This is a genomic window from Rhodococcus sp. IEGM 1305 (assembly GCF_030058635.1).
GTDB classification, from domain to species: Bacteria; Actinomycetota; Actinomycetes; order Mycobacteriales; family Mycobacteriaceae; genus Rhodococcus_F; species Rhodococcus_F opacus_D.
Map to the genome: position 1 here is coordinate 100,455 of NZ_JASHKX010000022.1, position 11,643 is coordinate 112,097.

Here is an 11,643-nt window from a genome sequence, read left to right on the forward strand (position 1 = left end):
CTCAGAGGGACGAGGGCGTGAACGACACCGGCAGGTGCTTGAGCCCGTTGATGAAGTTGGAGCGCAGGCGCTGCGCCGGTGCCGTCTGTTCCATATCGGGCATACGACGCAGAATCTCGCTCAGCATCACCTTCATCTCCGCGCGAGCAAGGTTGGCGCCGAGGCAGAAATGGTGACCACCGCCGCCGAACGCAATGTGCTGGGAATAGTGGCCGGTGGGCCGGTCGATGTCGAACGTGTAGGGGTCGTCGAACACGGCCTCGTCGCGGTTTCCCGACATGTGCCAGATGACCACGCGGTCTCCCTCGGAGATCTCGACGTCGTGCAGCACGGTGTCCGTGGTCGCGGTCCGGCGGAACTGCATGACGGGTGTGGCCCAGCGCAACCCCTCCTCGATCAGAGCGTCGAGCTTGGACGGATCCTCGAGAACCTTCCTGCGCTCCTCGGGATTCTCCATCAGTGCCAGCTGGGTGTGTGAGATGGCGTTGCGGGTGGTCTCGTTACCCGCGACCGCGAGGAGCATGAAGAACATGTTGAAATCCAGTTCGCCCAGCTTCTCGCCGTGTACATCGGCCTGGATGAGAGCTGTCGCGATGTCGTCGCGCGGGTGCTTCTTGCGGTCCTCGAACATCTCCAGGCTGTACGCGAACATCTGGGCCGCCGCCGCCCGTTCCTGCCCTTCCTCGAGATGGAATTCCGGGTCGGACGAGCCGATCATCTGATTAGTTAGATCGAAGATCAGCTTGCGATCTTCCTGGGGCACCCCCAGGAAATCGGCGATCGCCTGAAGTGGGAGTTCGGAGGCGACATCGACGACGAAGTCGCACTCGCCGCGCTCGATCACCGCGTCGACGATGGTCGTGGCCCGACGCGCGAGAATCTCGTGCAGCTGGCCGATGCGGCGGGGCGTGAAACCCTTGCTCACGATCTTCCGCAGCACCGTGTGGTCCGGTGGGTCCATGTTCAGCATCATCAGCTGCTGACCCGCCAGGTCGTCCGAGCTCAGGTCGTCGATGTAGGTGGCACCCCGCCACGACGAGTACGTCTCGGCGTCCCGGTTCACCGTCACGATGTCGGCATGCCGGGTGACGCACCAGAACGGGTCGCCGCGCTCGTCGAGGTGCCGGTAGACCGGGGCCTCCCGCCGCAATACGGCGAACATCTCGTGGGGCACGCCCTTCGCGAAGGTGTCCGGGTTGTAGAGATCGACGTCGGCGAGCTGCACTGTCCCTCCTGAGGCCTCACGTACGAGAATACGTTCTAGTCCTGGAGGATGTGGAACAACGAAAAACGGCTCCGGAGAATTGAATCTCCGGAGCCGTTTCCAGTGGTAGCGGGGACAGGATTTGAACCTGCGACCTCTGGGTTATGAGCCCAGCGAGCTACCGAGCTGCTCCACCCCGCGTTGCATTGACAACACTACACCCTTCCCGGAGTGCTCTTGACCAACCCCGGGGAGGGCTAGGTCACATCAGCCGGAACTGGACCATTTCGATGGCGTTCTCGATCGCCTCGGACACCTCCCGCAGGCGTTCGTCCGCGCCGGCCGCAGCGAGGATCTGCAGGCGGTCGGCGTCCCCCATCGGAATGTAGGTGGCGATCTCGTAGAGCCTCGTGCCGAGCGACCCGCGGAAACCGCCGATGACGGGAACGTCGGGCGGGACGTTGCCGGTCTCCGTCGCGAGACGGCGGAGGAGGCCGTACAGGAATTCGAGTCTCTCGATGAGGGACGGGAATTCGTAATCCGCTGTCTGGGTGCCGGTGTTCTCGTCCGGCCACACATCCACCTCGGCGATCGGATACGGGTTGTCGGGCAACCACTTCGACACCTTGATCCGTTCCTCCGTGCGGCAGAACAGCTCGTACCGCCCGTCGCCGATCGACGCGTGCGACTCGATCCGCGCGATGGTACCGACGTCGTGGCGGACATCGCCGCCGCCCACCTCGTTGCCGCGGGCAATGAGAACGACCCCGAAACGGGGACCGTCCGGTGCGTCCAGGCAGTCGCGGACCAGTTCCTGGTAGCGGGGTTCGAACACGTGGAGGGGGAGCTGCTGACCGGGCAGCATCGTCGAGCCCAGCGGGAACATGGGAAGCAGAGTCATCAGGGGATTCTCAATCGGGGTACGGGCGTCGCCGGCAGCGGGTCGACGCGATCGATCTCGTCCGTGAGGTGTTCCGACCACGTCAGGAGGCCGGCGATGTCGAGGCCGTGCGGCGCCTCCACCTCGTAATGCCGGATCCGGTCGTGGCCTTGGCGCAGCAGTGACCGCGCACCGGTCTTGTTGCCCCGCATCAGATGGGTGAGACCCACCGCGAGCTGGGCGAGCCCCTGCCACAGTTCCCGCTCGTCCTCGGGGGCGATCTTCCACGTGCCCTCGAGGATCTCGTGGGCATGGAACGGCATGCCGTGGTCGAGTAGCCGCTGAGCCTCGGTGATCGCCTCGTCGGGTGGTAATCGGAGGTCGTCGGGGATACGCGGCACCCCCTCGGCGTCGTGCGGCAGGGGTCGGCCGAGCTCATCGCGGGGGCGCGCGTTGAGGGGTTTCCCAGTCCCGTCCCTGTCCCGATCGGTCATGGGACAAGGGTAACGCTCAGCCGCGGGTCGGCGAAGGGTTGGCGAGGGCCGCCGACACGCGTTTCGACAGCTCGTCGCGAACCAACCGGACTGTCGCGGACCGCAGGTGAACGCGGTCGTCCTGGTGATAGAGGTACCGGCCGTCCGCTTCGACGTCGATCCAGGTCAGTTCACCCAGAACGGGCTCGTCGAGCCCGTTGCGAGCACCCCGGATGCAGATATACCCGATTCCGGTCCGTGGCCGGCCCACGATCCTTCGCAGAAGAGTGCCGTCGGAGGCTCGGGCGTTCTGCAGGACGGAAGTACCGCTGCTTCGGTTCTCGAGGTCGTCGGGGTGCGCGGTCAGCGACGGGGTCCGTCCGGGCGCGCAGCCGGGCAGGTCTTTCAGGAGTTGGGTGGTCAGCCAATCGACGCCCGCGGTGCCGGCGTCGATCCGGATGTCGCCGCGGCCCGGTGCGCCGCGCAACTGTTCGGCGACGACAGCGACCCTGCCACGGATGCTGCCCCTCCGGCGAAGCCCCGACTCGAGTTCGGGGGAGGGGGCGAGCACCGTGACGGACAAGTGCGGATCCCGGAGCGCCTGGATCGCGGCGACCAGTTTCGGTTCGTCGAGCGCGGTCCGCCACTGCTCCAACTCGCGTTGCTGGAGGGCGTACTGGTCTTCCGTCGCGGCCGCGGACCGGTATTGCAGCGGGTACGGCATCCGGTCGAGATCGGTTGCCTCCCAAAGGCACATGAACTGGGCTGACGTCAGCCGCCAGTTCATGCGCCGATCACCGGGGGTGCGACGGGGTCGAGTGTGCCGATCAGTTCGTTGCCGTTGTCGACGGTGATGAGGTAGCTCGGCGTCTGATGCTCCGTGTCGCCATCGCCGTTGCCGCCTGCTCGACCGGGTGCACCCATCATCCCGGGTGCCATACCCATTCCGGGACGACTCATGCTCGGTTTCACCGGGGTCGCCGCTGCAGCAGCGGCAGCCGCCCCTGCGCCGGCCGCGGCGCCACCGGACGGGATCGGGCCACCCGGAACCACACCGCTCGAGTTGGACTCGGACTCGCGCTTGTCATTCTTCCGGCGCGCGCTCGACGCCGAACCCCCCACGCCCGATCCGCCGGCACCGGACCCCGAACCTCCGACGAGTCCGCCGCCATAACCCGCGGCGCCCGCGCCCGTGCCCGACTGCGAACCCGCGCCGGCCGCATTCTGCGCATTCGCAGCGGCAGTCTGTGCGGCCGAGCCGGATCCAGCCCCGGCGCCCATACTGGCAGCGGCTTCGGCATTCGCTGCGGACGTAGCCGCGGCATCATCCCCTGCGGAATCCATGTCCGCCGGGTTCTCCCCGTTCGCCGACGAATCGCCCTCGCCCGACGCAGAGGAGGTATTGCTGTCGGTTGTGCCCCAGGAACCGGGACTGCCCGAGTTCGGCACAGTGAAGTTCGGATCGACGGAATCGATCCTGCCGTTGGGTGAGTGTGGCGCAGGAAGGACCGGCACATTCGTGCCCACGTCTTGGTAATTCGGGACGTAGATGTTCTGCAGCTTCCGAATGGCCTCTTCCCTCGCCGCATCCCGCGCTGCTTCCTGAGCCTCTGCGGCAGTAGGTGTGAGGGGAAGAAGGCTGAGGGGTTGCTCCGACATCGGTGCGGGGATGCTGTTTTTCACGTCCTGCGCAGCACTGCTGAGAATGTCGAGCTTCACGCCAATTGCTTGAACGCCCGAGGTCAACTGGTCACTCGCACCCGCTAGGGTATCCGTCGCCGCGAGTGCCGCGTCGGCGGCCGCGCCCTCCCACTTTTCGGCAATCGTGTTCTTGAGCAGGGCAAACCCGAACCCGATGGGTAGTGAGCCGACGATGGCATGGCAAGCCTGAGCGAGATCCCCGATGATGCTCGGATCCATATCCCGGGTCTTCGCATAAATCTCCGAGTGTTGCCAGCCCTCGAAACTCTCCATCGTGGTGATGTAAGGCGGATCGATCGCATCCGATCCAAGCTGCTCCGCCGACCTCTGCAGCTTGCTGCGGTGCTGATCGCCGGCCCCATTGGGCAGCACGGCATCGAAGAAGGGGGCGAGGGGGTCCTGCGGTGCCATCGGTCAATCCCCCTTCGGGATAAACGGCTCAATGATCCGGGCGGTGTCCTCGAGTCCTGCGCACCATTCCGTCTGTGGGGAGGGCCCTGGGGTGTCTTTGAGAATTAGACGCGAGACGATTAGGACTCCGTCGGGGGTCTCCACGGAAACTGCGCATTCGTCACTTTTTTGGGGTTCCCACTCGAGTAGCGCTCGCCGCCCGTGGATCTCGGTAGTGGTCGCGTAGGACTTTGTCTTTTCTCGTTCTTCATCGAAGGTGATGTTTCCCGAGAGGACGTTCAAGCCGTAGCGCCTTTGCGGTGTGTCGTAGCTACAGCCCAGGAAGGTGTAGGAGTCGGGCGTGAAGTCGGCGTTCTGTTCGCTCTTCGGGTCATAACCCGCCTCGATAAGCGCGGCATCGGGAACGTCGAGGCAAGGGTCAAATGAAACTTGAGGTCGGTCGGATTTGTCGATGTGTCTCGGTACTCGCGTGGTCGTCGACGCGGAACCTGTATGTTCGGTTTGCCCGGTCTCAGCCTGACTGCTGCAGCCGGCCAATGCGATAGCTGCCAGCGCGACCGTGATCCGAATAGCCGACGGGGCCATCAGCTGACCTCTCCTTGAACCGAACTAAGGGCAGTCCGGATTGCGCTATCGGTGTCCGCAAACGCATCACCACCGGCCGCGAAGGTGTCGCGCACTACCATTACGGTGTCGCGGAATTGTCGGAGCCTCTCGACTACCGAGCCCGATCCAGTGCCGCCGTTGAGCTTGTCTTGGTACTTGCCTTGCAGTTCGACTGCAGAGTCGAACCCACCGAAGCCCGAGACTTTGCTCAGTTGGTTTGCCTTCTTGAGCGCGTCATCGAGCTGCTCGATCATCGTGTTGCAGATGCCCACGCATCGTTGGATTGCGTCATCTTCCAGACGCAGTGTTTTGCTCATCCCCATCCCCCCAGTACTCGACAGGACCCCCACGGCCGCGTGCGGAGATGCTACCGCACGGGTGTGTCACTCGGTCTAGTGTGCAGCGACCCGATGTTCAGGCCGCGTGGAGGTATTCGATCAGGATGCGTTCCACTGGTGAGCTGATTTGAACCTCACGGAACGGCAACGGTTTCGGTAGTGGTGGTGCGGTTGATCGGTACCGGTGTCCGGTGGGGGTGTGGATCTCGATCTTGTGCAGTCCGCCGGGCAGTTGGTGGGGCTTGGCGTTCCACCCTGCGCCTTGTTTGGCGTAGTTGCAGGCCGCGCACAGGCCAGCGCCGTTGTGTGCGGTGGTGGGGCCCTCGTATTCGCGGGGTTGGATGTGGTCGTGATGCCGGATCGGCGCATCGCACCACGGTGTCCGGCACGTTCGATCGCGCAGATCGATCATCCTCGCCAACCCGGCGGGGAAGCAGCGGGCCTGGGACTCGGTTGCGGTCAGGGCTCCGGAGTGCAGGTTCGCGTACAGGCGGCGCAGGGTCACCCGCGCCTCGTCCCCGGTTTCCGGATCGATCGTGGCCTGGACCGCCTCATGTATCCAGTGCCCCGCGAGTGCCGCGGGGACGGGACCGTACCCCTGCACGTAGGCGGGCTCGGACCCTCGGTCGAGGAGCGCGCGGTCGGATATCACGAGGTTGACGGTGATCGGAGGTGTCGTCGCGGTGTGGGGCGTGCCGGTCACTCGGGAGACGAGGAGGTCGGCCATGATTTGCGACCGCGTTCGCTCGTCACCGGCGGCGAGGATGGAATCGGCGTCACGGGCGAGAGTCGCGTGCACCGCGACCCCCTGTGCCACCGGCAGCAGAGCGCTGACGTACGCCATGGTGTCCGGTGCGGGCCGGGAGGTGACCCTCCTGTCCGATACCGCCTTGCGGGCCCGTCGCACCATGGCCTCGGCGTCGACTTCTGCAGCGGCCGCGCGAACTTTCGCGCACACCGCCTGGTCGCCGAGCCCGTCCAATGTTGCCGGGTCGGCGCACAGCAGGTAATCGAGTGCGGTGCGGTCTTCTCGGGTGAGGCACGCGGTTTCGCGGACGAGGATCGTTGCCCGCCACTCGCTGAGGACCCCTCGTTCGAGCAGCGCCAAGGTGCGGGGCATCTCGTGGACAAGAGCGGTGGCCATGCCGAGATGACGGCCACCTCGAAACGGTGAGTCCCGTCGTGCCAACGCCACCTGGTTGGCGATACCGCGCCCTCGATGTGCGAATGGCACTTGGCGGTCTGCTCGTGCGGTGCGGATGGAGGCGTCGAGGTCTGCGGTCACCCGGGCTTGCACGCCCGCACAGGCGGCTTTCACCTCTTCGAGTGTGCGAAGTACGTCGATGCGCGTCGCATCGTCGATATCCCGGTCGAGTTTCGGTAACTCGACCAGAAATGCGGTTACCGCTGCTGCATCCACCCCGACCCCCTGGCTGCCGTTCGATTCCCCCGAATCGAACGTATGTTCTAGTTTAGCCGACCCCGCGGGACCTTGGCAATACCTAGCCAGCACCCACCATGCGCATGGCGAGGTCGGCGTAGAGGTCCGCGACGGCCTCGGGCTCGGTGTAGGCGCCGGCCGGGAACCAGCGGCAGATGTCGACGCACAGAGACATGAGGGCGAGGGTGACGCCTTCGCCGTCGGGGACCGTGAATTCGCCGGATGCTGCCCCTGCGTCGACGACGGCGCGGACGATGTGGGTGATGTCACGGCGCAGTTTGACCACGTCGCGATAGTGCTCGGGCGTGAGGGCGTTGAGCTCGTACTGCACGACACGAGCCTGTGCGTGGTGCGTGGCCTGCCAGCTCGCGAACGCGCCGATCAGCGCCTGCAGCCTCGTCGAGGGTGCCTCGTCGGGGAGGTCTGCGCTCACGACAACGTCGAGTGCCGCGGTGTGGCCTTCGTAACTGATCGCGAAGAGCAGCTCTTCTTTGGATCGGTAGTGCGGGTACATCGCGGCGGGGCTCATGTCGAGGCGGGCGGCGATCTCGCGGGTAGTGGTGCCCCCGTAACCGCTGGTCGCGAATGCGTCGACGGCTGCGGCTCGGATGCGGGCGGCAGCCTTGGAAGGGCTGATCACCTGGTTCGGTGATTCGCTCATGTCTTTCTCCATCCTCGGCTGCGCGGCTGTTGACAATACCGCGCCGCGCCATCAGTATAAGCAAGCGCTTAGAAAATAAGCACACGCTTACATGCTGGAAAGCGTGGACACAGTCATCTGGATTTCGACAAAGGAGCGGTCATGCGACGCACCCTGTACGGCCCCGATCACGAGGCATTCCGCGAATCGGCCCGGGAGTTCGTGAACCGCAACCTCCTGCCGGTGGCCGACAAGCTCATCGAGCAGCGCTTCATCGACCGCGAGATCTGGCTCGAAGCGGGCCGCAACGGATTCCTCGGCCTCGAGGTCCCCGAGGCATACGGCGGAAGCGAGGCCGGCGACTACCGGTTCAACGCGGTTCTCGCCGAGGAGCTTTCGCGGGCGAGTGCCGCCGTGTCGTCGAGTTTCGGCATTCACGCCGACGTCGTCGCGCCGTACCTCGTGCAGCTCACGACCGAGGAGCAGAAGCAGCGCTGGCTGCCCAAGTTCTGCACCGGTGAACTGCTCACCGCGATCGGCATGACAGAGCCTTCCGGCGGTTCCGACCTCGCCTCGCTCAAGACCACCGCGGTCAAGGACGGCGACGACTGGATCATCAACGGTTCCAAGACGTTCATCACCAACGGCTACAACGCCGACCTCGTGATCGTCGCGGCGCGCACCAGTCCCGAGAAGAAGTCCAAGGGCATCACCCTGTTCGCCGTCGAGACGGGCATGGAGGGCTTCGAGCGCGGCCGCAAGCTCGACAAGGTCGGCCAGCACGAGTCGGACACCGCCGAGCTGTTCTTCGAGAACGTGCGTGTGCCGTCGACGAACATCATCGGTGAGATCGACCGCGGATTCATCCACATGATGGAGATGCTGCCGCAGGAGCGTGTCGGTGCAGCCGTCTCGAACATCGCGCACGCCGCGCCGATCCTCGAGGAGACGATCCAGTACGCCAAGGACCGCAAGGCATTCGGCCAGTCCATCGGCTCGCTGCAGTGGAACAAGTTCCTCCTCGCCGACCTCGTCACCCGTGTGGAGGTCACCCAGGCCTACGTCGACAACTGCGTCGCCGCACACGCCGACGGTGAGCTCACCGCAGTGGACGCAGCCAAGGCCAAGTGGTGGACTGCTCAGGTGCAGAACGAGGTCCTCGACCACTGCGTGCAGCTGCACGGTGGCTACGGATTCATGACCGAGTACCGTGCCGCCCGTGCATGGATGGATGCCCGTGTCACCAAGATCTGGGCCGGTTCCAACGAGATCATGAAGGAACTGATCGGCCGCGACCTCGGCCTCTGAACCCGTACCCCTTAGCCCGACGACAAAGGAGTCGCTTCGTATGTCCGTTCTCGACAAGTTCAGCTTGACCGATCGGGTGGTCGTCGTGACCGGGGCGTCGTCGGGCCTCGGGGTGGCGTTCGCGCAGGCCGCGGCGGAGGCCGGCGCCGACGTGGTGCTGGCGGCGCGCCGAACCGACCGTCTCGAGAAGACCGCCGAACTGGTGCGGGCCGCCGGACGTCAGGCGCTGTGCGTTGCGACGGATATCGCCGACCCGGCTCAGGCGCAGAACATGATCGACGCGGCCATGGAGAAGTTCGGCCGCGTGGACGTGCTCGTCAACAACGCCGGCGTCGGTACGGCAGTCCCCGCGACGCGGGAGACGCCGGAGCAGTTCCGGCAGGTCGTCGACATCAACCTGAACGGTTCCTACTGGGCGGCGCAGGCGGCGGGCAAGGTCATGAAGCCGGGCAGCGCGATCGTGAACATCGCGAGCGTGCTCGGTCTCACCACCGCGGGACTTCCGCAGGCCGCGTACGCCGCGAGCAAGGCTGGGGTCATCGGTCTCACCCGCGACCTGGCGCAGCAGTGGGGTGCCCGCAAGGGCATCCGGGTGAATGCGATCGCTCCCGGATTCTTCGAGACGGAGATGACGGACCAGTACCAGGACGGGTACCTCGAATCGATGAAATCGCGGCTCGTTCTCGGTCGCCTCGGTGACCCGGAGGAGCTGGCCGCGACCGTCGTCTGGCTCGCTTCGGACGCTGCCGCGTACGTCACCGGTCAGACGATCGCGGTGGACGGCGGCATCACCATCACCTGAGCGTCGGGTTGGGCGGGGCTGCTGTGCTGGCGTATAAGTAGGAAATGACCACGCGCACCGTCCATGAAGAGTGGGACGACCAGCCCGCCCCGTCGATGGCGGCCACCGATCTGTTGCGGGAGCCTCCGGCGACCCCGCGTGGTGCACGCACGCGCGCGGCGTTGGTGGCGGCCGCGCGGACGGTGTTCGAGCGGTCCGGGTACCTCGATGCCAGGCTCACCGATATCACGAAGGAAGCCAACTGCTCGACGGGGTCGTTCTACACATACTTCGACAACAAGGAGCAGGTGTTCGCCGCCGTACTGGAGGTGGCGCAGGAAGAAATGATGCACCCGGGCATGAAACGGGTGCAGGACACCGACGACCCATACGCCGTCCTGGAGGCGAGTAACCGCGCCTACCTGGAGGCCTACCGGCGTAACGCCAAGTTGATGGGGCTGCTGGAGCAGGTCGCGCACATCGACCCAGCGTTCGCGGACCTGCGGCGTCAGCGGGCCGACGCGTTCATCGCGCGCAACGCGCGGGGCATCGCGGAACTGCAGGCGCGGGGCATCGCAGATAAGGAACTCGACCCGATGCTGGCGTCGCGGGCGTTGTCGGGGATGGTCAGCCGGCTGGCGTACAACGTGTTCGTGGCCAGCGTGAACGGGACCGACGGCACTCCCGTCGACTTCGACGACGTCGTGTTCACCACGACGCGCATCTGGGCAAACGGGCTGAGGTTCCCCGAGCGGAGCTGAGCTCTCTCCGACGGCGTGCGCGCGTGGGGTACCCAGGTCGACGAAACTGAATCCGACACCGGGTTCAGGTGTTTTCTGTGGAAGACTGGGGCCACGTCCGTGTCCCCTCGAGGGAGGAATCTCGTGCAGGTTGCGCAGAAGGTCGCCATCGTCACCGGTGGCGGAGGTGGAATCGGCGGTGCGCTCGCGGAGCGGCTTGCCGCCGAGCGGGCCCGGGTAGTCGTCACCGATCTCGATGCCGCATCGGCCCAGGCGGTGTCGGACCGGATCAACGCGACGCGTCCGGGGGCCTCGATCGCCCGCGGTGCCGATGCGTCCGAGGACGCGCAGATCGGCTCGGTCATCGACGCCGCGGAGGAGGCGTTCGGCCCCGTCGACCTCTACTTCGCCAACGCGGGTGTCGCGGCCGGGGAGGGCCTCGAACCCGACGATGCGGTGTGGGACCTTGCCCTCGACGTGAACGTCCGAGCGCACATCCGGGCCGCACGCCGCCTGGTCCCCGGCTGGATCGAGCGCGGTGAGGGTTACTTCGTCAGCACGGCCTCGGCCGCCGGGCTGCTTACCCAGATCGGTTCCGCCCCCTACTCGGTGACCAAACATGCCGCCGTCGGATTCGCTGAATGGCTGTCCGTCACGTACGGCGACAAGGGCGTCCGCGTCAGTTGCCTGTGCCCGATGGGCGTCAACACCAAGCTGCTCACCGACGACGCCGCCCTGTCGGCCACCGCCGCACGCGCCGTCATCACCGCGGGTTCGGTGCTCGAACCGTCCGAGGTGGCCGAATGCGTGCTCGCCGCAATGGAAGCCGAACAGTTCCTGATCCTTCCGCACCCCGAAGTGCTGGAGATGTATCGGCACAAGGGCACCGACTACGACCGATGGATCCGGGGAATGCGCCGCTACCAGGCCTCGCTCCTCGCCCAGCCGTCCTGACCCGACCGCACGAGGAGTCCGCATGTCGCTGTTCGACTTATCCGATCGCGCCCGGCAATACCAGACCGATCTGCTGGAGTTCATGGATTCGCATGTGTATCCGGCGGAGGCGGTGTACGAGGAGCAGATGCGGGAGTCGGGGGATCCGCATTTCCAGCCGCCGGTG

13 protein-coding genes, 1 tRNA gene and 1 pseudogene are annotated in these 11,643 nt (G+C 65.6%); 5 read left to right on the forward strand and 10 right to left on the reverse strand.

Annotated elements, in window-relative coordinates; translation table 11 throughout:
• Nucleotide 1 precedes the first annotated feature (1 nt).
• From QM693_RS25490 to QM693_RS25535, 10 genes are all read right to left on the reverse strand, one after another.
• Complete coding sequence (locus QM693_RS25490; RefSeq protein WP_283353741.1) at nt 2-1,225, reverse strand: cytochrome P450; 1,224 nt, start codon at nt 1,223-1,225, stop codon at nt 2-4.
• Nucleotides 1,226-1,328: 103 nt separating this feature from the next.
• Nucleotides 1,329-1,405 (reverse strand) — tRNA-Met (locus tag QM693_RS25495).
• A gap of 61 nt (nt 1,406-1,466) precedes the next feature.
• Nucleotides 1,467-2,105: an LON peptidase substrate-binding domain-containing protein gene (locus tag QM693_RS25500; RefSeq protein ID WP_037230959.1), complete on the reverse strand. Its 639-nt coding sequence runs from the start codon at nt 2,103-2,105 to the stop codon at nt 1,467-1,469.
• Nucleotides 2,105-2,578, reverse strand: coding sequence for a DUF309 domain-containing protein (locus tag QM693_RS25505; protein ID WP_007297214.1), 474 nt, complete (start codon nt 2,576-2,578; stop codon nt 2,105-2,107). The genes QM693_RS25500 and QM693_RS25505 overlap by 1 nt, the downstream gene beginning before the upstream one ends.
• Nucleotides 2,579-2,594: 16 nt before the next feature.
• Nucleotides 2,595-3,344, reverse strand: a complete 750-nt coding sequence (locus tag QM693_RS25510) for an ESX secretion-associated protein EspG (protein ID WP_283353742.1) — start codon at nt 3,342-3,344, stop codon at nt 2,595-2,597.
• Nucleotides 3,341-4,669 carry a hypothetical protein gene (locus QM693_RS25515; RefSeq protein ID WP_283353743.1) on the reverse strand — a complete coding sequence of 443 codons (1,329 nt, stop codon included), beginning with the start codon at nt 4,667-4,669 and terminating at the stop codon, nt 3,341-3,343. The genes QM693_RS25510 and QM693_RS25515 overlap by 4 nt, the downstream gene beginning before the upstream one ends.
• Before the next feature lie 3 nt (nt 4,670-4,672).
• A complete protein-coding gene (locus QM693_RS25520; RefSeq protein WP_283353744.1) occupies nt 4,673-5,254 on the reverse strand; it encodes a DUF3558 domain-containing protein in 582 nt (193 codons plus the stop codon).
• Entirely contained in the window at nt 5,254-5,592 is a 339-nt protein-coding gene (locus tag QM693_RS25525; protein ID WP_349307521.1) for a hypothetical protein, read from the reverse strand. The genes QM693_RS25520 and QM693_RS25525 overlap by 1 nt, the downstream gene beginning before the upstream one ends.
• Before the next feature lie 97 nt (nt 5,593-5,689).
• Nucleotides 5,690-7,033: an HNH endonuclease signature motif containing protein gene (locus tag QM693_RS25530; protein ID WP_283353746.1), complete on the reverse strand. Its 1,344-nt coding sequence runs from the start codon at nt 7,031-7,033 to the stop codon at nt 5,690-5,692.
• An 82-nt stretch (nt 7,034-7,115) separates the two neighbouring features.
• Entirely contained in the window at nt 7,116-7,715 is a 600-nt protein-coding gene (locus QM693_RS25535; protein WP_037182564.1) for a TetR/AcrR family transcriptional regulator, read from the reverse strand.
• A gap of 141 nt (nt 7,716-7,856) precedes the next feature.
• Between QM693_RS25535 and QM693_RS25540 the strand changes: the two genes are divergently transcribed.
• The 5 genes and pseudogenes from QM693_RS25540 to QM693_RS25560 form a co-directional block, all read left to right on the forward strand.
• Nucleotides 7,857-9,002, forward strand: coding sequence for an acyl-CoA dehydrogenase family protein (locus QM693_RS25540; protein ID WP_283333885.1), 1,146 nt, complete (start codon nt 7,857-7,859; stop codon nt 9,000-9,002).
• 40 nt (nt 9,003-9,042) lie between these two features.
• Nucleotides 9,043-9,804 carry an SDR family NAD(P)-dependent oxidoreductase gene (locus QM693_RS25545; protein ID WP_005251443.1) on the forward strand — a complete coding sequence of 254 codons (762 nt, stop codon included), beginning with the start codon at nt 9,043-9,045 and terminating at the stop codon, nt 9,802-9,804.
• 44 nt (nt 9,805-9,848) lie between these two features.
• On the forward strand, nt 9,849-10,544 hold the full coding sequence (locus QM693_RS25550; protein ID WP_283353747.1) for a TetR/AcrR family transcriptional regulator: 696 nt from the start codon (nt 9,849-9,851) through the stop codon (nt 10,542-10,544).
• A gap of 123 nt (nt 10,545-10,667) precedes the next feature.
• Nucleotides 10,668-11,477: an SDR family oxidoreductase gene (locus QM693_RS25555; protein ID WP_283353748.1), complete on the forward strand. Its 810-nt coding sequence runs from the start codon at nt 10,668-10,670 to the stop codon at nt 11,475-11,477.
• Between the two features lie 22 nt (nt 11,478-11,499).
• Nucleotides 11,500-11,643: pseudogene (locus QM693_RS25560) on the forward strand (acyl-CoA dehydrogenase); the annotation flags it as partial.

Bases quoted from the DNA above. Each gene is read 5' to 3' on its own strand.
- QM693_RS25520 (WP_283353744.1), bottom strand. From the start codon at position 5,254: ATGGCCCCGTCGGCTATTCGGATCACGGTCGCGCTGGCAGCTATCGCA.
- QM693_RS25545 (WP_005251443.1), top strand. From the start codon at position 9,043: ATGTCCGTTCTCGACAAGTTCAGCTTGACCGATCGGGTGGTCGTCGTG.
- QM693_RS25500 (WP_037230959.1), bottom strand. From the start codon at position 2,105: ATGACTCTGCTTCCCATGTTCCCGCTGGGCTCGACGATGCTGCCCGGT.
- QM693_RS25505 (WP_007297214.1), bottom strand. From the start codon at position 2,578: ATGACCGATCGGGACAGGGACGGGACTGGGAAACCCCTCAACGCGCGC.
- QM693_RS25550 (WP_283353747.1), top strand. From the start codon at position 9,849: ATGACCACGCGCACCGTCCATGAAGAGTGGGACGACCAGCCCGCCCCG.
- QM693_RS25540 (WP_283333885.1), top strand. From the start codon at position 7,857: ATGCGACGCACCCTGTACGGCCCCGATCACGAGGCATTCCGCGAATCG.
- QM693_RS25525 (WP_349307521.1), bottom strand. From the start codon at position 5,592: ATGAGCAAAACACTGCGTCTGGAAGATGACGCAATCCAACGATGCGTG.
- QM693_RS25535 (WP_037182564.1), bottom strand. From the start codon at position 7,715: ATGAGCGAATCACCGAACCAGGTGATCAGCCCTTCCAAGGCTGCCGCC.
- QM693_RS25515 (WP_283353743.1), bottom strand. From the start codon at position 4,669: ATGGCACCGCAGGACCCCCTCGCCCCCTTCTTCGATGCCGTGCTGCCC.
- QM693_RS25510 (WP_283353742.1), bottom strand. From the start codon at position 3,344: ATGAACTGGCGGCTGACGTCAGCCCAGTTCATGTGCCTTTGGGAGGCA.